Origin of the sequence: Microbacterium keratanolyticum (assembly GCF_016907255.1) — a bacterium.
In the GTDB taxonomy this organism is placed as follows: domain Bacteria; phylum Actinomycetota; class Actinomycetes; order Actinomycetales; family Microbacteriaceae; genus Microbacterium; species Microbacterium keratanolyticum.
The window spans coordinates 1,602,427-1,624,715 of record NZ_JAFBBQ010000001.1; the positions used below are offsets into that span (position 1 = coordinate 1,602,427).

22 protein-coding genes are annotated in these 22,289 nt (G+C 68.4%); 6 read left to right on the forward strand and 16 right to left on the reverse strand.

All coding sequences use genetic code 11. The annotated features are described in order from the left end of the window. Positions 1 to 47: 47 nt before the first annotated feature. The 13 genes from JOD62_RS07655 to JOD62_RS07715 form a co-directional block, all read right to left on the reverse strand. On the reverse strand, positions 48 to 974 hold the full coding sequence (locus tag JOD62_RS07655; protein ID WP_204938698.1) for an NAD(P)/FAD-dependent oxidoreductase: 927 nt from the start codon (positions 972 to 974) through the stop codon (positions 48 to 50). Further along, positions 971 to 1,294: a ferredoxin gene (gene fdxA / locus JOD62_RS07660; protein WP_204938699.1), complete on the reverse strand. Its 324-nt coding sequence runs from the start codon at positions 1,292 to 1,294 to the stop codon at positions 971 to 973. Before fdxA ends, JOD62_RS07655 begins: the two co-directional genes overlap by 4 nt. Continuing rightward, complete coding sequence (locus JOD62_RS07665) at positions 1,291 to 2,691, reverse strand: FAD-dependent oxidoreductase (protein WP_204938700.1); 1,401 nt, start codon at positions 2,689 to 2,691, stop codon at positions 1,291 to 1,293. The genes fdxA and JOD62_RS07665 overlap by 4 nt, the downstream gene beginning before the upstream one ends. Beyond that, entirely contained in the window at positions 2,688 to 3,572 is an 885-nt protein-coding gene (gene cobA / locus JOD62_RS07670; RefSeq protein ID WP_204938701.1) for a uroporphyrinogen-III C-methyltransferase, read from the reverse strand. The genes JOD62_RS07665 and cobA overlap by 4 nt, the downstream gene beginning before the upstream one ends. Continuing rightward, complete coding sequence (locus tag JOD62_RS07675) at positions 3,569 to 4,474, reverse strand: ABC transporter permease (RefSeq protein ID WP_204938702.1); 906 nt, start codon at positions 4,472 to 4,474, stop codon at positions 3,569 to 3,571. The genes cobA and JOD62_RS07675 overlap by 4 nt, the downstream gene beginning before the upstream one ends. Further along, on the reverse strand, positions 4,464 to 5,297 hold the full coding sequence (locus JOD62_RS07680; protein WP_204938703.1) for an ABC transporter ATP-binding protein: 834 nt from the start codon (positions 5,295 to 5,297) through the stop codon (positions 4,464 to 4,466). The genes JOD62_RS07675 and JOD62_RS07680 overlap by 11 nt, the downstream gene beginning before the upstream one ends. Then, entirely contained in the window at positions 5,294 to 6,358 is a 1,065-nt protein-coding gene (locus JOD62_RS07685) for an ABC transporter substrate-binding protein (RefSeq protein WP_204938704.1), read from the reverse strand. Before JOD62_RS07685 ends, JOD62_RS07680 begins: the two co-directional genes overlap by 4 nt. 30 nt (positions 6,359 to 6,388) lie before the next feature. Next, entirely contained in the window at positions 6,389 to 7,699 is a 1,311-nt protein-coding gene (locus JOD62_RS07690; protein WP_204938705.1) for a sulfate adenylyltransferase subunit 1, read from the reverse strand. Further along, complete coding sequence (cysD, locus tag JOD62_RS07695; protein WP_204938706.1) at positions 7,699 to 8,640, reverse strand: sulfate adenylyltransferase subunit CysD; 942 nt, start codon at positions 8,638 to 8,640, stop codon at positions 7,699 to 7,701. The genes JOD62_RS07690 and cysD overlap by 1 nt, the downstream gene beginning before the upstream one ends. Then, positions 8,637 to 9,374, reverse strand: coding sequence for a phosphoadenylyl-sulfate reductase (locus JOD62_RS07700; RefSeq protein ID WP_271171478.1), 738 nt, complete (start codon positions 9,372 to 9,374; stop codon positions 8,637 to 8,639). Before JOD62_RS07700 ends, cysD begins: the two co-directional genes overlap by 4 nt. Continuing rightward, complete coding sequence (locus tag JOD62_RS07705) at positions 9,371 to 11,092, reverse strand: nitrite/sulfite reductase (protein WP_204938707.1); 1,722 nt, start codon at positions 11,090 to 11,092, stop codon at positions 9,371 to 9,373. Before JOD62_RS07705 ends, JOD62_RS07700 begins: the two co-directional genes overlap by 4 nt. Before the next feature lie 74 nt (positions 11,093 to 11,166). Further along, positions 11,167 to 11,883, reverse strand: a complete 717-nt coding sequence (locus tag JOD62_RS07710) for a sirohydrochlorin chelatase (protein ID WP_204938708.1) — start codon at positions 11,881 to 11,883, stop codon at positions 11,167 to 11,169. Positions 11,884 to 12,072: 189 nt separating this feature from the next. After that, complete coding sequence (locus JOD62_RS07715) at positions 12,073 to 12,648, reverse strand: DUF2165 domain-containing protein (protein WP_204938709.1); 576 nt, start codon at positions 12,646 to 12,648, stop codon at positions 12,073 to 12,075. Positions 12,649 to 12,767: 119 nt separating this feature from the next. Here JOD62_RS07715 and JOD62_RS07720 point away from each other — a divergent pair, with 119 nt between their 5' ends. Continuing rightward, the gene (locus JOD62_RS07720) at positions 12,768 to 13,229 is read left to right on the forward strand and encodes a DUF3817 domain-containing protein (RefSeq protein ID WP_204938710.1); all 462 of its coding nucleotides are present in this window, start codon (positions 12,768 to 12,770) and stop codon (positions 13,227 to 13,229) included. A gap of 55 nt (positions 13,230 to 13,284) precedes the next feature. Here JOD62_RS07720 and JOD62_RS07725 read toward each other — a convergent pair whose 3' ends face one another. Both JOD62_RS07725 and JOD62_RS07730 read right to left on the reverse strand, forming a co-directional pair. Beyond that, a complete protein-coding gene (locus JOD62_RS07725) occupies positions 13,285 to 15,246 on the reverse strand; it encodes a vWA domain-containing protein (RefSeq protein WP_204938711.1) in 1,962 nt (653 codons plus the stop codon). Positions 15,247 to 15,365: 119 nt separating this feature from the next. After that, a complete protein-coding gene (locus JOD62_RS07730; RefSeq protein WP_204938712.1) occupies positions 15,366 to 15,971 on the reverse strand; it encodes a hypothetical protein in 606 nt (201 codons plus the stop codon). 261 nt (positions 15,972 to 16,232) lie between these two features. On the opposite strand from JOD62_RS07730, the gene dnaK reads away from it, so the two are divergent. The 5 genes from dnaK to JOD62_RS07755 all read left to right on the forward strand — a co-directional run bounded on the left by dnaK (position 16,233) and on the right by JOD62_RS07755 (position 21,635). Beyond that, positions 16,233 to 18,095 (forward strand): molecular chaperone DnaK, encoded by a 1,863-nt coding sequence (dnaK, locus tag JOD62_RS07735; protein WP_204938713.1) that lies wholly within the window; start codon positions 16,233 to 16,235, stop codon positions 18,093 to 18,095. Positions 18,096 to 18,097: 2 nt separating this feature from the next. Next, a complete protein-coding gene (locus JOD62_RS07740) occupies positions 18,098 to 18,721 on the forward strand; it encodes a nucleotide exchange factor GrpE (protein ID WP_204938714.1) in 624 nt (207 codons plus the stop codon). A gap of 13 nt (positions 18,722 to 18,734) precedes the next feature. Next, positions 18,735 to 19,721 carry a DnaJ C-terminal domain-containing protein gene (locus tag JOD62_RS07745; RefSeq protein WP_204938715.1) on the forward strand — a complete coding sequence of 329 codons (987 nt, stop codon included), beginning with the start codon at positions 18,735 to 18,737 and terminating at the stop codon, positions 19,719 to 19,721. Positions 19,722 to 19,792: 71 nt separating this feature from the next. After that, on the forward strand, positions 19,793 to 20,224 hold the full coding sequence (locus JOD62_RS07750; protein ID WP_204938716.1) for a heat shock protein transcriptional repressor HspR: 432 nt from the start codon (positions 19,793 to 19,795) through the stop codon (positions 20,222 to 20,224). Between the two features lie 43 nt (positions 20,225 to 20,267). Further along, positions 20,268 to 21,635: an FAD-dependent oxidoreductase gene (locus JOD62_RS07755; RefSeq protein ID WP_239526597.1), complete on the forward strand. Its 1,368-nt coding sequence runs from the start codon at positions 20,268 to 20,270 to the stop codon at positions 21,633 to 21,635. On the opposite strand, the gene JOD62_RS07760 is transcribed toward JOD62_RS07755, so the two are convergent. Further along, positions 21,610 to 22,275, reverse strand: coding sequence for a Pr6Pr family membrane protein (locus tag JOD62_RS07760; RefSeq protein ID WP_204938718.1), 666 nt, complete (start codon positions 22,273 to 22,275; stop codon positions 21,610 to 21,612). The two genes, JOD62_RS07755 and JOD62_RS07760, sit on opposite strands and share 26 nt — an antisense overlap. Between the last annotated feature and the right edge of the window lie 14 nt (positions 22,276 to 22,289).

Sequence of the window (22,289 nt, forward strand, 5' to 3'; positions counted from 1 at the left end):
AGGGCGAAAGTAGGAAAACCACCCTGCATCCGCCCGACAGGCGCGCGTCAGTGCGTGGTCGTGACGCCGATCGTGTCGTGCACCATGACGGCCGCCGCGCGGGCGCCGGTGCCGGCGGCGACGATGAGTTGCTGCGGTCCGGGGGCAGTGGCATCGCCGGCGGCATACAGGCCCGGGATGCTGGTGCGCCCCGATCCGTCGGTGATGAGGTGTCCTTCGACGTCGCGCTCCGGATCAATGCCGAAGAGGAACGACAGATCCAGCGTCCAGTGTGGACGGATGAAGCCGCCGGAAGCCGCGATCACCCTCCCGTCGACGAGTCGGACGCTCTCCAGACGGCCCTTCTCCCCGACGAGGTCTGCGATGAGTTCACGTTCCACCGTTACACCGAGCGTCGCGAGTTCGGCTTCGGCGACCGCGTCGATCACCTCGGCACCGTGGGTGAAGACCGTCAGGTCGTCGCTCCACCGGGAGATCAGACGGGCGCGGTCGGCGAGATCGTCGCTCTGACCGAACAGCGCGAGCGGCTGACCGCGCAGCTCCCACCCGTCGCAGGCGGCGCAGCTGAACAGGGTCACGCCGTAGAAGCCGAGCAGATCCGGCACAGGGGGCAGGGTCTCGCGCAGCCCCGTCGCCAGGAGGACGGCCCTGGCCTGCACGGTCTCCGTGGCCTGGCTGCGACCGATCTCTGCGACGAAGACGTCACGGTCGTCACGACGCAGCGAGAACACGCGCTGCCGCGTGCGCACCTCGACGGTCGAGTACGCCGACACCTCCTCCCGGGCGAGCTTGCGCAACTCGCTCGGAGGAACGCCGTCACGCGTCAGGAAGCCGTGCGAGAACACGGTCGCCGCATTGCGCGGGCGATCCGCATCCACCACGAGCACGTCGACGAGCGAGCGCCCCAGGTTGAGCGCGGCGGACAGTCCCGCCGGGCCGCCGCCGATCACGAGAACGTCGTACGGCTCGCTCATTCGTGCCCCTGCGGGGGGAGAGCGCTGATGACGGGATGATCGAAGTCCAGAACGCCGGTCTTTGCGGCGCCGCCGGGAGATCCGATCTCGTCGAAGAACTCGACGTTCGCCTTGTAGTAGTCGGCCCATTCTTCCGGCAGATCGTCTTCGTAGTAGATCGCCTCGACCGGGCACACCGGTTCGCAGGCGCCGCAGTCGACGCACTCATCCGGGTGGATGTAAAGAGAACGCTCGCCCTCGTAGATGCAATCGACGGGGCACTCGTCGATACAGGCCCTGTCCTTCACATCGACGCAGGGCAGTGCGATCACATAGGTCATCGGACGACGGACCCCGCGGATGCCTCGGAGATCTCGACCTGCTCGTCGCGGGGAACGACCTTGACGCGCTCGCGGGCGTACACGTGCGTCTCACCCAGGGTGCGTTCGTGGGCGTCCAGCTGCAGCCAGCCGTCCCATGTCGTGACGGGGCGCTCGGCCAGCAGCTCCAGAAGATCGGATGCCTCGGTGGGCTCGGCGAGCAGACCGGCCTCCGCATCGGCGACCAGGTGGGTGATCGTCTCGAGGGCGTCGGACTTCGTGTGGCCGATGAGGCCGACCGGGCCGCGCTTGATCCATCCGGTGGCGTAGAGACCCGGCTCGCCGTCGACGCGTCCCCCCGCATTCGGCACGACGCCGCGGGCCTCATCGAAGGGAGCATCCACGACGCGGGAGCCGAAGTACCCGACGGCGCGGTACACGGCCTGCACGGGGTACTCGCGGAACTCGCCCGTGCCCGTCGGGCGTCCGTCTTCACCCGGAGCAGTGCGCTCGAAGCGGATCGCCTCGACGCTCTCGTTGCCGAGGATCTCGGACGGTGCGTGCCAGAAGTGCAGGTGCAGACGACGCGACGCGGCCTCGGTGCGCTCGCCCTGCTCGGCCCGCCATGCGTTGAGCGTGCGGAGCATGACCTTCAGCTGGTTGGTCTCGGCGGCCGTGATGTCGACACCCTCGAAGTCCTCGTCGTGCAGCACGATGTCGACATCGCGCACCTCGCCCAACTCGCGCAGCTCGATGGGCGTGAACTTGATGTCGGCCGGGCCCCGGCGACCGAAGACGTGCACGTCGGTGACGGCGGATGCCTCGAGGCCGGCGAGCACGTTGTCGGGAACTTCAGTCGAGCGCAGATCCTCGCCGTGCTTGGCGAGGATGCGGGCGACGTCGAGCGCGACGTTTCCGTTGCCGATCACGGCGACAGACTGCGCCTCGAGCGGCCAGGTGCGCGGCACGTCGGGGTGCCCGTCGAACCACGACACGAAATCGGCGGCACCGTAGGAACCGTCGAGCTGCACGCCGGGGATGTCGAGCTGCGCGTCACGCACCGCGCCCGTCGCGAGGATCACGGCGTGATAGCGGCTGCGCAGCTCGTCGAGCGAGACGTCGCGACCGACCTCGATGTTGCCGAGGAAGCGGATGACCCGGCGATCTGCGGCCGGATCGGCGGAGGGGCGGTCGAGCATCTCGTGCAGCGAGTTCACGATGCCCTTGATGCGCGGGTGGTCCGGGGCGACGCCGTAGCGGATCAGGCCGTAGGGGGCGGGAAGCGACTCGATCAGGTCGATCTCGACGCGGCCGCCCGCACTCGTGACGGTGGTGTTCAGGATGTCACCCGCGTAGATGCCGGCGGGGCCGGCGCCGACGATCGCGACGCGCAGGGTGGCAGGGGCAGAAACGGTCACGAGAGCTGAGCCTTTCGGTGGGTCGTGCGAGAAACAGGGACGGTCACGAGCACGCCGGTGTCGACGGCGAGGCCGGCGTCGAAGGCGTCGGCGAGGCGGCTGCGAGCCGACAGCGGGGCATGCGCGGGCTCGGGGGTCGCGTCGTCGAAGAGGACATCCGCTGCGAACGGACTGAGGCGCACCACGTCGCCGATCACGATGACGGCAGGGTTGCGTACTCCGCGTTCGGCCGCGCGGGCGGCGATGTCCGACAGCGATCCGATGGTCACGCGCTCGCCGCTGCCGAAGCCGTCCTCGATGATCGCGACGGGGCAGTGCCCGCCGCGGGTGCCACGGGCGAGCGTCGCGGAGACCTGCGGCAGCGTGTTGACGCCCATGAGGAGCACGAGCGTGTGGTCGGATCCGCCCGGAACCTGCTCAAGCGGATCATGCGCGCTCGCGACGGTGAAGGCCGTCGCGACCCCGCGATGTGTGAGCGGGATGCCGGCCAGCGCGGGTACCGAGATGGCACTCGTGACACCCGAGACGACGGTCGAGGGGATTCCCTCGGCCTCGGCGTACAGCTGCTCTTCGCGCCCGCGGCCGAGGACGAAGGGGTCGCCGCCCTTGAGGCGCACGACGTTCTTGCCCTCACGCGTGAGGCGCACGAGCAGCGCGTTGATCTCGGTCTGCGATACCGGGTGATGCCCGGGGTTCTTGCCGACGTCGATCACCTCGGCGCGGATGGCGACGCCGTCGGCCGCGAGCTCTTTCAGCACAGCGCGTGCGCCGAGCCGGTCCGCGACGATGACATCCGCAGCCTCAATCGCCCGCAGCGCGCGCAGGGTGAGCAGGCCGGCGTCGCCGGGACCTGCGCCCACGAGAGTGAGTGTTCCGGTCATGAGGATGCCTCCGAGAGAAGTCCGCGACGGCGCAGCATCCGCCGTTCCAGCGGGCCGAAGAAGACGAGTTCGATGAGGATGCCGATCGCGAGGATCAGGATGATCGTCGAGAGGACGCCCGAGAGGTCAGCCAGTTCGCGCGACTGCTGCAGCATCGTGCCGAGGCCGAAGCCGATGGATCCGCCGATCGTGATGATCTCGGCAGCCATCAACGATCGCCAGGAGAACGCCCAGCCTTGCTTGATGCCGGCGAGGTAGCCGGGCAGCGCCGCGGGGAGGACGATCCTCGTCGCCGCTTGCCAACGGCTCGCTCCGAGCACGGTGCCGACACGATGCAGCTGCGGCGGAACCTGGTCGATGCCAGCGAGCAGCCCGTTCACGATCGAGGGGATCGCGCCCATCAGGATCACGAAGTACACGGTGGCATCCGACAGGCCGAACCAGATGATCGCGGCCGGAACCCAGGCGACCGACGGCAGCACCTGCAGGCCCGAGATCAGCGGACCTGCCGCACGGCGAAGGAACCGCCACTCGGCCAGCAGCAGCCCGATGGGTGTTCCCACCACGACGGCGATCGCGAAGCCGAGCACGCCGCGTTCGAGGCTCGTGAGTACAGCCTCCTGGAGGCGCCCGCTTGACCAGGCGTCGCCGAACGCCCCGATCACCTGGGCCGGTCCCGGGATGATGTCCGGACGCGGTTGCGCGATCAGCACGTACGCCTGCCAGGCGGCGATCAGCACAAGCAGCAGCACGATCGGCGGCAGCGCCTTCGAGAGGATGTCGCGGGTGCGCGGCGTCGTCACGCGCTGCTCGGACTGCAGGCGATCGAGTCCCTGTTCGAGGTCGCGCAGGTCGTCGGCCGGTGCCTCGCGGGTGACGGTGAGTGTCGTGTCACTGGGCATTGCGGCGGATCTCCTTGCGCAGTTCAGCGGTGATCTCGGTGGCGAGCGCCGCGACCTCGGGGGACTCGATGCGTCGGCCTGAGGTCGATGCGACCCGCCATTCGCCGACGATCCGACCGGGACGACTGGAGAGCAGGATGACGCGCTGCCCGAGTCGTGCTGCCTCGCGCACATTGTGCGTGACGAACACGATCGTGCGTCCTGTCGCACGCCAGACCCGTTCGAGCTCTTCGTGCAGCAGGTCGCGGGTGATGGCGTCGAGCGCCGCGAAGGGCTCGTCCATCAGCAACACGGCGCGCTCCTGCGCGAGGGCGCGGGCGAGGGCAACGCGTTGACGCATGCCGCCGGAGAGCTCGTGCGGCCGCTTCTCGGCAGCATCCGAGAGGTTCACCGTCGCCAGCAGTCGCAGGGCCTCCTCGCGACGCTCGGCTCGCGCTACGCCACGCAGACGCAGCGCGAGCTCGATGTTGCCGCGTGCGCTCAGCCAGGGCATGAGCGCGGACTCCTGGAACATGACCGCCGCGCCACCATCGGGGGTGGTGATCTCGCCCGCACTCGGACGCTCGAGCCCCGCGATGAGGTTCAGCAGGGTCGACTTGCCGCACCCGGACGCGCCCAGCAGGCAGACGAACTCACCCGGCGCGATGTCGAGCGAGATGTCGTCCAGCACGACGGGACCCGTGCCGTAGCGCTTCGAGACATGGGAGATGCGCACAGAGGGTTCGACCGGCTCCGACGGCGTCGCGGGAAGCGCGATGCCGTCGAAGCTCGGCGCGATCGGACGGACCTGCAGCGGAGCATCCGTCGTCTTGCTCTGCGTCATTCTTTGGCTCCCAGCCCCGCATCGTCGACCTTGTCGGCGCCGGCTGCGGTGAGCAGACCGTTGAGCGCCCGCAGATCGAAGAGACCCTCGATCGAGCCGTCCTTCTGGGTCCCCGCGGCGACGCCGTTCTCGACGAGTGCGGCGAATGCCTCCGCGTGCGGGTCGGGAGAGAAGGTGACGTTCTCCAGCGCCCGTGCGAGCACATCGTCCGCGAGCGGCTTGCCGGTCGCGGCGTCGAGCGCGGCGTTGATCGTCGACGGCAGGGCGTCGGGGTTCTCGTCGATCCAGGCGAGGGCGGCCAGATGCGCCTCCAGCAGGTCCTCGACGACATCCGGATGCTGCGCCGCGAACTCGGCGCGAACCAAGAGCACCGTCGTGGGGAATGCACCATCGGGCCACAGCTCGCCCTCATCGACGAGGACATGCGCGCCACCCTCGATCACGAGACGAGACACCCACGGCTCGGGGAGCCAGGCGCCGTCGAGCTTGCCCTGCTGGAAGAGCGTCAGCGTCTGCGCGTTCTCGGTCGGCGTGACCTGCACATCGCCGCCGCCGGAGGTCGTCGTCTCGAAGCCCTCATCCTTCAGCCAGCTGCGCAGCGCGACGTCCTGGGTGTTGCCGAGTTGAGGGCTGGCGAGCGTGGTGCCCGCGAGGTCTGTGGGACTGTCGATGCCGTCGCGCACCACGAGAGCTGCGCCGCCGGACGTCGCACCCGCGATCACACGGGCGGAGGCCCCGCCGGACTGGATGAACGTGTTGATCGCCGGGTTCGGCCCGATGTACGCCGCATCGATGGCCCCGGCCGAGAGTGCCTCGATGACTGCGGGACCGGCGTTGAAGACCTGCTCCTGCACGGTCACGTCGCCGAGAGCCTCATCGAACAGGCCCTCTTCGACGCCGACCAGCGCAGGCGCATGGGTGACGTTCGCGAAGTAGCCCAGACGCAGCTCTGAGACCGCGGTGGGCGCCGCATCCGCAGAGGTCGACGCGCACCCCGCGAGCATCGCCATGGCCAGTCCGAGCGTGACAGCGGTGGTGGTGATGCGGGTGGGGGTGTTCATAGTCGCCTCCTTAGGCGGTTGTGGGGGATGTCAGTCGAGATCGACGACAGTGGCGGCGGCGAGTGTGGCGCCGTCGACAGGGTGGATGATCAGCAGGGCGCCGGACTCGCGGTTTCGCGCGTACGGCTCCAGAGGCAGTTCGGCCGCGAAGCGCAGGCGGACCCGACCGATCTCGTTGACGGCGAGAGCGTCGGCGCGCTCGTGCGACAGCGTGTCGAGTTCACGGCGCGACAGGACCTCGGAGACCAGCCCCTGGACGGTCGCGGTGCCGTGCTTGACGAGCACACGATCGCCGCTTCGCAGCGGACGGGCATCGAGCTGGAACACCTCGACCTCGGCCTCTCGCAGGCCGACCGGCAGCGTCCCGGCGGCGGCGATCACGGCGCCGCGCGCCGCATCCACCTCGTCCGCGAGGGTGAGAGCGACAGACTGCCCGGCGCGCGCAGCGGATGCTTCGGCACCGGCGACCCGGATGCCGGTGACGGTCGTCTGCCACCCGCCCGGGAACACGGTGACCGTCTCGCCGACGTTCACCGTGCCGGAGGCGATGCGCCCTGCGAAGCCGCGGTAGTCGCGCAGACGCTCGGCCTCGTCGGGGTCTGCTGCGTACTCGGGCGAGAGCCCTCCCTGCGGGCGGATGACCGACTGCACCGGCAGGCGGAAGTGCTCATCGTCGCGCGCACCGATCGTGGGCAGCGTCTCGAGCAGGTCGAGCAGTGTGGGCCCGTCGTGCCACGGGGTGCGCGGCGAGAGCTCGACGATGTTGTCGCCGTCGAGCGCCGACACCGGAAGGACGTGCGGAGCATCCAGACCGAGCGACGTCGCCACGCGGTAGACATCATCCTCGATCGCACGGAACGTGGTCCCGTCGAAATTGATCAGGTCGATCTTGTTCACGGCCACGATCACGTGCGGAACGCGCAGCAGCGACACGACCGCAAGATGGCGGCGCGTCTGCTCGGAGACGCCACGGCGGGAGTCTACGAGCACGATCACGGCATCGGCGGTTGCGGCGCCGGTCACCATGTTGCGCGTGTACTGCACGTGTCCGGGGCAGTCGGCGAGGATGAAGCTGCGGGTGTCCGTCGCCAGGTACCGGTAGGCGACATCGATCGTGATGCCCTGCTCGCGCTCCGCGCGCAGGCCGTCGGTCAGCAGGGCGAAGTCGAACTCGCCGTGCGCGAAGCCGCGTTCCGCCGACGTGCGGGCAATCTGCGCGAGCTGATCGGCGAGGATGCCCTTGGTGTCGTGCAGCAGGCGCCCGACGAGCGTCGACTTGCCGTCATCGACCGAGCCGGCGGTGGCGAAGCGGAAGAGCGTGCTCTGTGTGGTGGTGCTCATCAGAAGTACCCGTCCTTCTTGCGGTCTTCCATCGCGGCTTCGCTGATGCGGTCATCTGCGCGTGTGGCGCCGCGTTCGGTCAGGGTTGACTGCGCGACTTCCGCGACGATCGCCGCGATGTCGGCAGCATCCGATTCCACCGCCCCGGTGCAGCTCGAGTCGCCCACCGTCCGGTAGCGGACGCTGCGCGTGACGATCTCTTCGCCCTCGCGCGGCTGAGAGTGCTCGGTCACGGCCCACCACATGCCGTCGCGGCGGAAGACCTCGCGGTCTGCGGCGAAGTACAGCGGGGGAAGGGCGATGTTCTCGCGTGCGATGTAGCGCCAGATGTCGAGCTCGGTCCAGTTCGAGATGGGGAAGGCGCGCACATGCTGGCCCGGCAGATGGCGCCCGTTGTAGAGGCTCCACAGCTCGGGGCGCTGATTGCGCGGATCCCACTGCCCGAACTCGTCGCGCAGCGAGATGATGCGCTCTTTCGCGCGGGCCTTGTCTTCGTCGCGCCGCGCACCCCCGAAGACGGCGTCGTGCTTGCCCGCCGTGATCGCATCGCGCAGGGGCTGGGTCTGCAGGGTGTTGCGTGTGCCGTCGGGACGCTCGGCGAGGCGGCCGTCGTCGATGTACGACTGCACGCTTGCGACCTCAAGGCGCAGGCCGAGACGGGCGACCGTCTCGTCGCGGAAGGCGATGACCTCCGGGAAGTTGTGGCCGGTGTCGACGTGCAGCACCGGGAACGGGATGCGACCGGGTGCGAATGCCCGCGCGGCGAGATGCAGCACGACGACCGAGTCCTTGCCGCCCGAGAACAGCAGCACGGGGCGCTCGAACTCGGCGACGACCTCACGGATGATGTGGATGGCTTCTGCCTCCAGAGCGTCGAGCGTGCTCAGGCCGGGGCCTGCGTCGAGCTCGTCGGTGAGGGAGGCGATGTCGATGAGGGTCATACGTGGAGTCCGCATTCTGTCTTGGCCTGGCCGGCCCAGCGGCCGGAACGAGGGTCTTCGCCCGCCGCGACGGGGCGGGTGCAGGGCGCGCATCCGATGGACGGATATCCCTGGTCGATCAGCGGGTTGATGACGACGTCGTGCGCGGTCGAGTAGTCGGTGAGGTCATCGAAGCTCCAGGCGGCGACCGGGTTGACCTTGACCAAGCCGTTGCGCTCGTCCCAGGTGACCAGGGGAGTGTTCGCGCGGGTGGGGGCCTCATCGCGACGGACGCCGGTGAACCACAGCTCGTAGCCGCCGAGCGCGCGCTGCAGCGGAGCGACCTTGCGTCGGGCGCAGCACAGTGCAGGATCGCGCTCGAACAGGTTCGCGCCGAACTCGGCGTCCTGTTCGCGCACGGTCTGTTCGGGGAGTACATCGACGATGCGGACGTCGAGCGTGCGCGCCACCTCACTGCGCGTGAAGCTCGTCTCGAGGAAGTGGTATCCGGTCTCGAGGAACAGCACGTCGACGCCGGGCAGATGCTCTGCGACGAGGTGCGGCAGCGCCGCATCCGCCATCGAACACGCCACAGACACCTGCCGCACATCGAAGTTCGCCGCGACCCATGCCACGACCTCGGCGGGGCTCGCCTCGTCGGGCTGTCCGCTGCGGAGCTCGTCGTTGCCGCGCGCAGCGAGCGCACGCAGCTCTTCGGCGCTGCGGCGGGCGGGCGTGATCGCGACGGCGTTCACTGCAGGGCCTCTTCGTCTGCGCCGTGCGCCCAGACCGCGAAGGACTCACCCTCGGCGCGGTCGGCAAGATAGCGGCGGATGACGCGCTCGGCGTAGTCCGCGATGCCGGTCGCCTCGACCTTCAGGCCCCGGACGGTGCGGCCGAGGCCGGCCTCTGCACGTCCCTCGCCGGCGAGACCGCCACCGAGGTGCACCTGGTAGCCGGGCACCTGCTCGCCGGCAGCGTTCGTGATGAGCTGACCCTTGAGGCCGATGTCGGCGACCTGGATGCGGGCGCAGGAGTTCGGGCATCCGTTCACGTGCAGCGTGATGGGGCGGCCGATCTCGGGCTCCAGGTGACCGAGTCGCTCTTCGAGCTGGGTGATCGCGTCGGCCGCGTTCGCCTTGGTCTCGACGATCGCGAGCTTGCAGTACTCGATGCCCGTGCACGCGATCGTGCCGCGGCGGAACAGGCTCGGACGGGCGGCGAGGCCCAGGCGGTCGAGGCCCGCGATGAGCGACTCGACCCGATCTTCTGCGATGTCGAGCACGAGCAGCTTCTGGTGCGGCGTCGTGCGGATGCGCTGCGACCCGTGCGCCTCGGCCAGGTCGGCGAGGGCGGTGAGGATCGAGCCGGAAACGCGTCCGACGGCCGGTGCGGCTCCGACGTAGAAGAGGCCGTCCTTCTGGCGGTGCACGCCCACGTGGTCGCCCTGGCCGATCGGCTTCGGTGCGGCCGGGCCGTCGGGAAGCGGGGAGTCGAGGTACTCGGTCTCGAGGACCTCGCGGAAGCGCTCGACACCCCAGTCGGCGAGGAGGAACTTCAGCCGCGCCTTGTTGCGCAGGCGCCGGTAGCCGTAGTCGCGGAAGATCTGTGTGATGCCGTGCCACACCTCGGCGACGCGCTCCGGAGGAACGAACGTGCCGAGACGCTCAGCCAGACGGGGCACGGTGGAGAGCGCACCGCCGACCCACAGGTCGTAGCCAATGCCGAGTTCGGGGTGCTCGACGGCGACGAATGCGCAGTCGTTGATCTCGTGCACGACATCCTGGCTGGGGTGCCCGGTGATGGCGGTCTTGTATTTGCGGGGCAGGTTCGCCAGCGACTCGTCGCCGATGAAGCGCTCGGCGATCTCGTGGATCTGCGGCGTCGGATCGATGATCTCGTCGGCCGCGATGCCGGCGACGGGGGAGCCGAGGATGACGCGGGGCACGTCGCCGCAGGCCTCGGTCGTGCTGAGTCCGACCTCCTCGAGGCGACGCCAGACCTCGGGCACGTCTTCGATCGCGATCCAGTGCAGCTGCACGTTCTGGCGATCGGTCACGTCAGCGGAGTCGCGGGCGAACTCGGTCGAGATCTCACCGATCACGCGCAGCTGCTGTGTCGTCAGCTGGCCGCCGTCGATGCGCACTCGCAGCATGAAGTACTCGTCTTCGAGTTCATGCGGCTCGAGCTGCGCCGTGCGTCCGCCGTCGATCCCGGGCTTGCGCTGCGTGTACAGACCCCACCAGCGGAAGCGGCCGTGCAGATCGGTCGGATCGATCGACGCGAAGCCGCCCTTCGCGTACTCGTTCTCGATGCGCTCGCGCACGTTGAGACCGTTGTCGGCGAGCTTGAACTCCTCGTTGCCGTTGAGCGGCTCGGTGCCGTCGACGGCCCACTGGCCGTGCGGCTTCGTGGGTACGCGGGCGGTGCGGGTGCGGGCACCCCGCACGGCGATGGTGGGTTCGAGCGTCATGCCGCCACGCTAAAAAACGTGACGGGCGTGTGCATTCGGGGGTGACGTCGGAAGTCACGCACCGTCATACGGCGTCACACAGCGCGGACGAGCTCCGATTCGAGCAGCGCGACACCCTCGAGGTAGCGCGACGCGATGAGGTCGATAAGGGCTGTCGGCGGTTCGGTGGGGTTCGCGACCGTGCCGTCGAGGAGAGGGTCGCAGAGGAGTGCAGGACCGGCGAGGCGTCGCGCGACATCGAAGAAGAAGCCGCGGCCGAGCAGATACGTCGCCACGGCAGCATCCGGATGCTGCGCCCGCACCGCATCCAGTCGCGGTTCGCGTGCTGCGAGGAACGCCGGGATCACGGTGCGTCCGAGCTGTGCGCCGAGCAGCGCGGTCATCTGCTCGGCATCGTCGAGCGACGCGGGGTCACGGGAGCCCGCGATCGCGAGGACCACAGGAGCAGACGCGTCGTGGGGCACATCCGCGATGCGTGCCGCGAGCACTTCGGCGAGCCTCGGATCCGGGCCCAGTGGTGTGGTCGCGACGACCCCACGTCGGTCGCGCACCGCGCGCCCGAGGTCGACGCGCACGTGGAAGCCGCGCGACAAGAGAAGTGGGATGACGACCGTGGGGCCGTCCATCTCCGCGAGAGCCGCCTCGGGATCGGGCTGCTGCACGTCGACGAACGCCGCGCGCACATCGACGTCGGGCAGCCGCTCGGCGACGCGGCGCACGAGCAGCTCGATCGCGGCGACGCCGTCCGGATCGGACGTGCCATGCGAGACCGCAAGAAGCGACGGGGACATGGCCACGGAGTCTATGGCGCAGCATCCGGAGCCACCAGATGTCGCGTCATGTGACGAAACGACCCGCAGTTCACCTGACGCCGCCGCGGACAGGGACGGATGGCGGGAGAAAGTGCGGATGGCGGGGCGAAACGGCCTTTCGCGCCCGATGTCCGGCAAGGCTCCCGCCATCCGTGCTGGGGGAGCCGGTCACGCCTTCCGGGCGACCGCGTCCTCCCAGCGCTGCGACGGAAGGTGCAGCAGGACGAGACCGATGCCGGCGAGCACCGAGTTGCGGAATGCGGGGTCAAGGCCGTTCCACGCCTGCGAGCGCCACATCTGGAACCACTCGCCGCCCATCGTGATGAAGCCGCCCACGAACAGCAGGATGATCATCACGAGGCCGATCGACGACCACACGCGGGCGGCGGCGAAGCCGTGGCCGAGGAACCCGCGCACGAAGAACACCACCGCCGTGATGAGCACGATCGCGGCGACCGACTCCCAGATGATGATGCCGATGTAGCCGAGGTTCCAGATCACGGGGTTCGTGATCGCCCGCCACATGACGTCGGGGTCGAGGCCTTCGCCTGCGGCCTGACCGAAGTTGGTCGTGTCCATCGATAGCACATGCTGCACGAACGCGAAGTTGGTGTCGTAGTCGGTGATGTTTCCGAGCGCGACGAGGAAAATGTAGAGCCCGTTCACGAGAACGAGAGCCGCTGCTGCGAACGGGAGAGATCCGAGCAGGTGCCAGCGGGGCGTCTTTGCATCCGAAGCTGTCATGGCCACACCGTAGCGGGCCTTCTCCACCTTTCGATGGATCTTCGCGCCCAGACGCGCGAGATGGCGCAGAACCATAGGTGCGTTGTCTTAGCGTGGAGGCAGACAACCCGAGGAGACCCGTGTTCACCCAACCCGCCCGTCTGTACCGAGTGCTCGCGATCGCCGAAGCGATCACGTGGACGATCCTGATCGGCGCGCTCATCGCTCGTGCGCTGGGCGTGAACCCGCTCGTCGTGACGATCGGCGGAGGCATCCACGGATTCGTCTTCCTCTCATACGGGGCGACGGCGATCCTCGTCGCGCTCAACAACCGCTGGAAGCCGGGCGTCGCGATCGCCGCGGTCGCCAGCGCGATCGTCCCCTACGCGACGATCCCCATGGAGATCTGGTTGCACCGCACCGGCCGTCTCGCGGGCGAGTGGCGCGTGACCGAGACCGACGACCCCCGCGACCGCACGTGGTTCGACCGGCTCATGCGCTGGTTCCTGCGCCGCCCGTGGGTGCTCGGCGCTCTCATCGCCCTGGCGATCGTCGCGCTCTACACGATCCTGCTGATCCTGGGTCCTCCCGGGGGCAAGTAACAAGACGAGGAGGGCCGGATGCTGCGCAGCATCCGGCCCTCCTCTCTTTCCCGCGTCAGAAGCTCGTCACCAGGTCGCCCAGAATCGCGGTCACCTTCGTCGGGTCTGTGGCGTCGTAGAAATGCGCCCCCGTCGTCGACGAGATCGCCCGCAGCGTGGTGACATCCGCGTTCGCACCGTACGCGAGCGTGAACACCAGCACCGGCGAGGAGTGGTGCAGCTCGCTGAGCTTCGCGAGCAGCCCTGCCTGGTCGATCGTCGGCTCGGCCGTCTCGTTCGCTCCGTCGCTCAGCAGCACGACCGCGTTGATGCGGTTCGGATCGTGCTGGCTGGCGTGCTGCGCCGTGAACTGATCGACTGCCGCGTACAGCGGTGTGAAGGTCAGCGGCGTCAGTCCCTGCACTCCGGAGAGCAGGGCATCGCGGTTCGTGCCGATGTCGGCGACGGGGGCCACGAGTCCCGGTGCGATCTCTGCGCCGCCGGCGGAGGAGAACGCCGCGAGCCCGACGGAGTCGCCCGGCGTGAAGTGATCGAGCGCCGCGATGATCGCCGACTTCGCCGCATCCAGCTTCGACTGCCCGCTGGGGATGGGCTCGGCCATCGAGCCCGACACATCGATCAGGAACAGCACCGACGCGCGCTTTCTCACTTCGGGGAAGGCGTACTGCAATCCCGCGATGATCTCCTGCGCGGGGAGGTTGATGGGCTGCGGGATGCGCCGCGGCAGAATCCCGATGTCCTGCACCGCCGGCGCGAGGCGTCCGTGCAGATCGCGATACCCCGAGTCCGTCACGATCTTCTGCCCCTCGGCGGTGCCTGCGAAGCGGATGAAGTCTTCCGCCGCCGCAGCCTCCTGCGGATCGACCCACTCTCCGGTCAAGACGACGGCAGGGTTGTCGGCGACGTAGACCCCCTCCTCCGGATAGATCGCGACGAGCTCATCGCGCGGGGCGTGGCCCTTCGTGCGAGTGACGCCGTCATTGCTGGTCATTCCGCGGTTGTAGTCCCACACGGACTTCTCGTCGACGATGACGGCAGACAGGAAGTCGGCCGACGAGCCACCGGCGTCCTCGGCCTGCCGGGCGTGCCAGAGGAAGTGCTCCGGAGTGGCCATGTAATGACTCGTGGCGAGCTCGTTCTTCGTCACTCGCTCGATGATCTCGGGGTCGGCGAGGTCGCTGACGGTGGTGGTGCCGAAGCCCGATCCGGATGCTCCGAAGGAAGCGAGCAGCGCTGCCTCTCCGGACGTCGCCACCAGAGGGCTGGTCTTGCCGAGCTTGAACTCACCCCACTCGGGGTGACCGAGCGCGCTCCAGATATCAGGATGATCTGCGGCTTCGAAGACCTTCTCCCAGGTGGGCGGATCGGTGTACCACCCGATGGCGAACGCCAGCGGCGCGGGCATCGCGAGGACGATCGCGGATTCGGCGATGCCGATGCCCTTCGCAGGAACGGCGGTGGCCCCGCTCGCATTGGCCATCGACAGCCAGGACGTCGAGTCGGGAACCCACACTGTCGGGCGCAGTTCGGGCGCGCTCTCGGTGAAGCCGTTCGCGGCACGCAGCGCCGCGTTGCCGGACTTGTCCTTGCTCGCGACCACCGTGACGCACTGCCCGTTGATGTCGCGCGGCATGTCGTTGTAGCCCTTCGCGAGACGTTCGATCATCTCGGCGTTCTCGAAGGACGACAGCACGGTCACGACCGTGCAGGGGCCTGCACCCGCTGCCGCGGCAGGACTGTCCGCGGGGAATGGCGGCGGGGGCGGTAGGGAAGGGTCGAGTTCTTCCTCGGCGTGCGAAGCATCCGGCTTGTTCGTCACGATCGCGAAGCCGAGCGTGCCCAGGGACACGGTGAAGACGGTGATGATCGACAGCAGTGTCCATAGCAGCGCTCGCCGCGGGGTTCTCGGCGCGGCGTCGGGTTGGATGAGGCCGCCGGCAATCGGATGGTTCGGGTTCTCTTCGGGCGGACGAGGGGCGATGCTCCCTCGAAACCTGATCGGGGGGTCGTCAGACATGGGTCTCCTCTTTGTCGGTGTGCCCCCTCATAGGCTCCTGTTCACTGAGCAGCCCACACGGTACTGCCTGACAGGCCCTGTGTGGCAGGCCTGCATCACAGCTGTGGATAACCCGTCGGCTATGCGCCGCGGCTCGCCGTGTTGAGTGTGCCGAGGAGAACGGCCGACCACCAGGCCAGCTGTGAGACGAGCCCCGTCGCGAGCGACCAACTGCGCAGCCGCCACGGCGCGCGGCGGAAGGGAAGGTCATCGGGCAGGCCGTGCAGGACGACCGTGAGCCGCGCCGTCGCCACGGCGTTGAGGCCGATCGCGAGGACGACGATCATCTTGAGAGCGGTCAGCGGGTTGGAGACGTCGGGGGAGAGGAACATGCCCGTCAGGAGCATCCCGCCGAATCCGAGCCAGGCGAGGGGCGCCAGGCGCTCCTCGGTCGCGCAGACCTCGTGCAGGGTGCCGCGGCCGATGGTCCACAGGAACCCGGCGTACTCGATCATGACGGCGGCGCCAAGCCCGACGACGAGTGCGGCGAGGTGACCGACGAGCCAGATCCAGCGCAGCTCTCCGGCCGGGAGGATTCCGCCGATGATGACGGACGTAGCCCAGAGGATGGTGACCGCGATGCCGCGAAGCGCGAAGGTGCCGCGCCCGATAGCGCGACGGCGAGAGGCAGGGGTGGGGGAATGCAGGGCGGGCGCGACAGGCGCCCGTGTCGAAGTCTCTTCCACGGTTTCTCCGGTGTTCGTCGAATGCCGCGACATGCTGTCGGTCCCCCGGCACTGCGGGTGATCCGCGCCGAAACAGTAGCCGGTCGATGCGGCACTGCGTGGGGAGCATCCGTCACATGTGGAAAACCCTGAACTTGAGTCGAGTGATATCAAGTTTTTGACAGACTTGACGAAGCGAGGTACAGTTGAGTCATCGCGACTCAGGTTTTGTGGAGTCGCCCCCGAACTCAAAGAATCCGCCTCGGCAAAAGGAGAAAACATATGTCACGTGCTGTCGGTATCGACCTCGGTACGACGAACTCTGTCGTCAGCGTCCTCGAAGGTGGCGAGCCCAAGGTCATCGCCAACGCCGAGGGCTTCCGCACCACCCCCTCGGTGGTCGCATTCACCAAGGATGGCGAGGTGCTCGTCGGTGAGACCGCCAAGCGCCAGGCCGTCACCAACGTCGACCGCACGATCGCATCGGTCAAGCGCCACATGGGCACCGACTGGTCTTTCGACGTCGACGGCAAGAAGTGGACGCCGCAGGAGATCTCCGCGCGCATCCTCCAGAAGCTGAAGCGCGACGCCGAGGCCTACCTCGGCGACACCGTGACCGACGCCGTCATCACGGTGCCCGCGTACTTCAACGACGCTGAGCGTCAGGCCACGAAGGAAGCCGGCGAGATCGCAGGCCTCAACGTCCTGCGCATCATCAACGAGCCCACCGCTGCGGCTCTTGCCTACGGCCTCGACAAGGGCAAGGAAGACGAGCTCATCCTGGTCTTCGACCTCGGTGGCGGTACCTTCGACGTCTCGCTGCTCGAAGTGGGCAAGGACGACGACTTCTCCACCATCCAGGTGCGCGCCACCGCCGGTGACAACCGCCTCGGCGGCGACGACTGGGACCAGCGCGTCGTCGACTACCTGATCAAGCAGTTCAAGGAGACGACGGGTGTCGACGTCTCGGGCGACAAGATCGCGCTGCAGCGTCTGAAGGAAGCCGCAGAGCAGGCGAAGAAGGAGCTGTCGAGCTCGACCAGCACCTCGATCAACCTGCCCTACCTCTCGCTCACCGAGAGTGGCCCGGTCTCCCTGTCGGAGACGCTGACCCGCGCGAAGTTCGAGGACCTCACCAAGGACCTCCTCGACCGCACGAAGAAGCCCTTCGAGGATGTCATCCGCGAGGCCGGCGTCAAGGTCAGCGACATCGCCCACATCGTCCTCGTCGGTGGCTCGACCCGTATGCCCGCCGTGGCAGAGCTCGTCAAGCGCGAGACCGGCAACGAGCCCAACAAGGGTGTCAACCCGGATGAGGTCGTCGCCGTCGGCGCTGCCCTCCAGGCCGGCGTTCTGCGTGGAGAGCGCAAGGACGTCCTGCTGATCGACGTCACCCCGCTGAGCCTCGGCATCGAGACCAAGGGCGGCATGATGACCAAGCTCATCGAGCGCAACACGGCCATCCCGACCAAGCGCAGCGAGACCTTCACCACGGCCGACGACAACCAGCCGTCCGTCGCGATCCAGGTCTTCCAGGGCGAGCGCGAGTTCACCCGCGACAACAAGCCGCTCGGCACCTTCGAGCTCACCGGCATCGCACCGGCTCCCCGTGGCATGCCGCAGATCGAGGTCACGTTCGACATCGACGCGAACGGCATCGTGCACGTGTCCGCCAAGGACAAGGGCACGGGCAAGGAGCAGTCGATGACGATCACCGGTGGCTCGTCGCTGTCGAAGGACGACATCGAGCGCATGGTGCGCGAGGCGGAGGAGAACGCCGCTGAGGACAAGAAGCGCCGCGAGGCCGCTGAAGTCCGCAACCAGGCCGAGTCGCTCGCGTACTCGATCGAGAAGCTCCTCAAGGAGAACGACGAGGCGCTCGCCGCAGACGTCAAGGAGAGCGTGCAGGCGGATGTCGACGCGCTCAAGACGGCCCTGGCCGGCGAGGACGACGACGCCGTGAAGACGGCCTTCGACAAGCTCAACGAGAGCCAGTCGAAGATCGGCGAGGCGCTCTACGCCAAGTCGCAGGCGGATGCTGCCGCCGGCGCCTCCGCAGAGGGCGACGCCCCTGCCGGTGACAGCGCTTCGGATGAGGATGTCATCGACGCAGAGGTCGTCGAGGACGAAGACGAGAAGAAGTAACCATGACAGACAAGAACTTCGACGAGAACGCCGAGGTTCCGGGCGAGGGGTCGGGTGCGCATGCACCCGGCCCCCAGCCGCAGAACCCGGCTGCCGCAGACGCGCAGGCCGCGGAGGGCTCGGACGACGAGCTCACGATCGACGACATCCTCGGCGCCGCCCAGACCGCAGAAGCGGCCGGCGCGGAGGAGGCCGACCCGATCCTCGCCGCCGAGGGCGCTCTGCTCAATGACCTCAAGAGGCTGCAGGCCGAGTACGCCAACTACCGTCGGCGCACCGAAGAGCAGCGTGGCGTCGAGATCGAGCGCGCGAAGGGCGAGGCCGCCAAGGGCCTGATCCCCGTGCTCGACGACCTTGACCGCGCCGCCCAGCACGGCGATCTGCAGGAGGGCACGCCCTTCTTCGTGATCGGCGAGAAGGTGCGCGCTGTCGTCGAGCGACTCGGCGTCGTCGCGTACGGCGCGGCGGGCGACGACTTCGACCCGCAGCAGCACGAGGCGATCTTCCAACAGCCCACGCCGGGTGCCGAGAAGGCGACGATCCTCGAGGTCGTCGAGGTCGGCTACCGACTCGGAACGGTCGAACTGCGTCCGGCGAAGGTCGTCGTCGCCGTTCCCGCAGAGTAATCGGAGGAGGCCTATGGCAAGCCAGGACTGGTTCGACAAAGACTTCTACAAGACGCTCGGTGTCGACAAGAACGTCACCGACGCCGACCTGAAGAAGACCTACCGCAAACTCGCGCGCAAGTACCACCCGGACTCCAACCCGGGTGATGCGAAAGCCGAGGCGACGTTCAAGGAGATCAGCGAGGCGTACGCCGTGCTCTCCGACAAGGAGCAGCGCGCGGAGTACGACCAGATCCGTGCGATGGGATCGGGTGCCCGCTTCACCTCGGGCGCTTCCGGTGCCAACGGTGGCTTCGAAGACGTCTTCTCGATGTTCAATCAGGGTCGCGGCGGGCAGCAGTCCGCGGACTTCGAGGACATCTTCTCGATGTTCAACCAGGGTGGCAGCTCGTTCGGCTCGGGTCGTTTCGGCCAGCCGACGGGCGGCTACCGTGGACGCGGAGGACCTCGGCGAGGTGCCGATGTCATGGCGCGCACGACGATCGACTTCATCACTGCGGTGAAGGGCGAGACGATCTCGCTGCAGGGCGAAGACGGCAAGCCGTTCAAGATCAAGATTCCCGCCGGCGTCGCCGACGGGCAGAAGATCCGCCTCCGCGGCCGGGGTCGTCCCTCGCCGGACGGCGGGGAGAACGGCGACATCGTCGTTCAGGTGACCGTGCGTCCGCATCCTGTGTTCACGCGTGACGGGCTCAACCTTCGCGTCACCGTCCCCGTGACCTTCACGGAGGCGGTGCTCGGCGCGACGATCGAAGTGCCGACGCTCGGCGGCGACCCGGTGAAGCTTCGTGTGGCGGCGGGCACCCCCTCGGGGCGCGTTCTGCGCGTCAAGGGGCGCGGTGTCGAGACGAGCAAGGGCACGGGGGACCTGCTCGCCCAGCTCGAGGTGGCTGTGCCCAGTCATCTCGATGAGGCGGCGCGCGAGGCGCTCGCGAAGTTCCAGGAACTGGAACCGAAGGAGAACCCTCGCGCTGACCTGATGGCGAAAGCACGGGCATGAAGACCCGTTTTCGGGCGTTGAGCGGGGCGCGAGGCGCCTCGCTCAACGCCCGTACCCAGGAGGTGATCTGAATGGCTGATGCGCGCATGAACGCGGACACTCCGGTCTTCGCGATCGCCGTCGCCGCAGAGCTTGCCGGCATGCACCCGCAGACGCTGCGCCAGTACGACCGCATCGGTCTCGTGGTGCCGGGCCGCACTCGCGGCGGCTCTCGCCGCTACTCCACGCGCAACATCGAGCAGCTGCGCGAGGTCGCGCAGCTCTCTGCAGAGGGCATGAGTCTGCCCGCGATCGCGCGACTTCTCGACCTGGAGGACGAGGTGCGGATGCTCCGGCACCGCGTCGCCGAGCTCGAGGGTGCCCTTCGTGTGGAACGCGAAAGCCGCCCGGGCGTTCGTGTGTTCGCCGCCGGTTCCACCGGGCAGGTCACGCCGGTGCCATCCGGGCGCCGGATCCGCCGTTCGACCGAGGTTGTGCTCTGGAGTCCCCGCGCGGGCGGCTAGCTCGCTTCCGGGCCCAGCGCGGTATCGTTGCGACACCATGAGGATGACGCGGCGCACTCTGCTGATCGGTGCCGGAGCCGGGTTCGTGGGGGTTCTTCTGGCCTCCTGCACACCCGAGCCGGTGCCGACGCCCACGCGTACCCCGTCGCCCTCCCCGCAGCCGACGGGCGACACTATCGTGCCGCTCGCTTTCGCGCGCAGCGCCTGGACGACCGATCCCTTCTCTCTCGGAGCCGCCAGCTTCACGCCCGTCGGCGTGCAGAAGAGCGTCCGGGGGAGCCTCGCGCAACCCGTCGTCGACCGGGTCTTCTTCGCCGGAGAGGCGACCGATGACGAGCAGTCGGGAACGCTCGAGGCTGCGCTCCGTTCAGGGCGCCGTGCCGCCGCAGAGGTGCGCGACGCGTCCGGACCGGGCGAGCGCATCGCGGTCATCGGCGCCGGGTTGGCCGGAGCCGCCGCGGTGTCGATTCTGGCCGGCACTGATCGTGAGGTGACCGTCTTCGAGGCGCGCGAGCGCGTCGGTGGCCGCATCATGTCTCACGTCGACGAGAAGGAGTGGCCGTTCCCGGCCCAGCTCGGCGGATGGCTGCACAGTGCGCAGGACGCCGAGTGGATCGAGCAGCTGAACTCCCTCGGCATCCGCAGCGCGGTCCTCGCCTCGTCGGCCTGGCGTTCGAGGGAAGGCGTCGTCGACCCCGTATCCACGGAGACGGTCGCGTCGGCGGTGGTCACAGCCCAGGAGCTGCCGAGCGACGTCTCGCTGGCTCAGGCGCTGTCCGACGCCGGGTCCGATCTGGAAGATCCGGCACTCGCGGCGCTCCTCGCGGCGGTCGCAGCGGCAGCGGGAGCGGATGCTGACGAGCTGTCGTCGTGGTTCCCGCCATCTCTTCCGGCAGCCGAGCCGATCGCGCCCCTCGCCGATCTCGACGCCGTCGTCCGCGATCTGCTCGGCGACGTGCGGGTCAGTCTGTCGTCACCGATCGCCCGCATCGTCTACGACGACGCAGGTGTGAGTCTGGCGATGGCGACGGGGGAGTCCCTGTCCTTCGATCGGGTGATCGTCACCGCTCCCCTCGGCGTGCTGCAGAGCGAGGGCATCGAGTTCTCGCCCGCGCTGCCTTTTGGCCATCGCGGTGCGATCGCGGCGCTGGGCATGGGCCGCATCGAGACGGTGTGGTTGCGGTTCGAGGAGCCGCTTGTCGAGAGCGAGGCGGAGATCTGGCATGTCGTCGGCGGAGATGCTCTGATCCGCACGTGGATGAACCTGGCCCCGGCCACGGGGGAGGCTGTGCTCGTCGGCGTGGTCGGCGGCGCCGCTGCCGAAGAGTTCGCGGCTCTCGATGATGACGGCGTCCTTGAGGCGGCGATTGCCTCTCTCGCCCCGTTCATGCAGGCCGACGCACCCGGCTGATCACGACGAGGACCGTGGCGACGACGGCGAAGATCAGAAGTGCGAGGGCGCTCGTCAACGCGAACTCCGCAGGCCCGGAGACCTGTCGTGGGTCGAGGAAGTAGTACGGGTACCAACCGACGCGAGGCCCGCGCCACAGCGTGACGACGCCCCAAGCGATAGGGAATGTCAGGGACGAGGGGACCACCCACCACGGGACCCCGCGGTGTCCCGGTGTGAGGACCCAGGCGATGGCGGTGCACGCTGGCAGCCAGAAGTGCAGCAGATGATCGGACCAGGGGACGTCAACGCGGATGCCGCGGAGTCCTGCCTGCCAGACGATCAGCGCGAAGGCGAGCCCTGCTGTGATCGTCCACGTGAGCACGAGCGCGAGGGCTACGGTGAACCACCGCGGGTCGACCGGGCGGAGGAAGGCGAGAAGCGCCCCCAGGGTGAGCACTGCGACCAGTGCGAGGTTCGACTGCACTGTCAGGTAGGCGAAGAAGTTGTCTCCCGCGATGCTGCGCGAGCTCAATCCCCAGAACAGTCGGTGGACGAGTGCGATCACGCAGACGACCGCGGCGGCCAGACGCAGCGCACCGAAGATCGTCCGAGCCTTCACAAGCCGTCTGCTCTCCTCTCTGCGCGGAGTCCGCGCCATCCGGCGAGTCTACG

Bases quoted from the DNA above. Each gene is read 5' to 3' on its own strand.
- JOD62_RS07655 (WP_204938698.1), bottom strand. From the start codon at position 974: ATGAGCGAGCCGTACGACGTTCTCGTGATCGGCGGCGGCCCGGCGGGA.
- fdxA (WP_204938699.1), bottom strand. From the start codon at position 1,294: ATGACCTATGTGATCGCACTGCCCTGCGTCGATGTGAAGGACAGGGCC.
- cobA (WP_204938701.1), bottom strand. From the start codon at position 3,572: ATGACCGGAACACTCACTCTCGTGGGCGCAGGTCCCGGCGACGCCGGC.
- JOD62_RS07675 (WP_204938702.1), bottom strand. From the start codon at position 4,474: ATGCCCAGTGACACGACACTCACCGTCACCCGCGAGGCACCGGCCGAC.
- JOD62_RS07680 (WP_204938703.1), bottom strand. From the start codon at position 5,297: ATGACGCAGAGCAAGACGACGGATGCTCCGCTGCAGGTCCGTCCGATC.
- JOD62_RS07685 (WP_204938704.1), bottom strand. From the start codon at position 6,358: ATGAACACCCCCACCCGCATCACCACCACCGCTGTCACGCTCGGACTG.
- JOD62_RS07690 (WP_204938705.1), bottom strand. From the start codon at position 7,699: ATGAGCACCACCACACAGAGCACGCTCTTCCGCTTCGCCACCGCCGGC.
- cysD (WP_204938706.1), bottom strand. From the start codon at position 8,640: ATGACCCTCATCGACATCGCCTCCCTCACCGACGAGCTCGACGCAGGC.
- JOD62_RS07705 (WP_204938707.1), bottom strand. From the start codon at position 11,092: ATGACGCTCGAACCCACCATCGCCGTGCGGGGTGCCCGCACCCGCACC.
- JOD62_RS07710 (WP_204938708.1), bottom strand. From the start codon at position 11,883: ATGTCCCCGTCGCTTCTTGCGGTCTCGCATGGCACGTCCGATCCGGAC.
- JOD62_RS07715 (WP_204938709.1), bottom strand. From the start codon at position 12,648: ATGACAGCTTCGGATGCAAAGACGCCCCGCTGGCACCTGCTCGGATCT.
- JOD62_RS07725 (WP_204938711.1), bottom strand. From the start codon at position 15,246: ATGTCTGACGACCCCCCGATCAGGTTTCGAGGGAGCATCGCCCCTCGT.
- dnaK (WP_204938713.1), top strand. From the start codon at position 16,233: ATGTCACGTGCTGTCGGTATCGACCTCGGTACGACGAACTCTGTCGTC.
- JOD62_RS07740 (WP_204938714.1), top strand. From the start codon at position 18,098: ATGACAGACAAGAACTTCGACGAGAACGCCGAGGTTCCGGGCGAGGGG.
- JOD62_RS07745 (WP_204938715.1), top strand. From the start codon at position 18,735: ATGGCAAGCCAGGACTGGTTCGACAAAGACTTCTACAAGACGCTCGGT.
- JOD62_RS07750 (WP_204938716.1), top strand. From the start codon at position 19,793: ATGGCTGATGCGCGCATGAACGCGGACACTCCGGTCTTCGCGATCGCC.
- JOD62_RS07755 (WP_239526597.1), top strand. From the start codon at position 20,268: ATGACGCGGCGCACTCTGCTGATCGGTGCCGGAGCCGGGTTCGTGGGG.
- JOD62_RS07760 (WP_204938718.1), bottom strand. From the start codon at position 22,275: ATGGCGCGGACTCCGCGCAGAGAGGAGAGCAGACGGCTTGTGAAGGCT.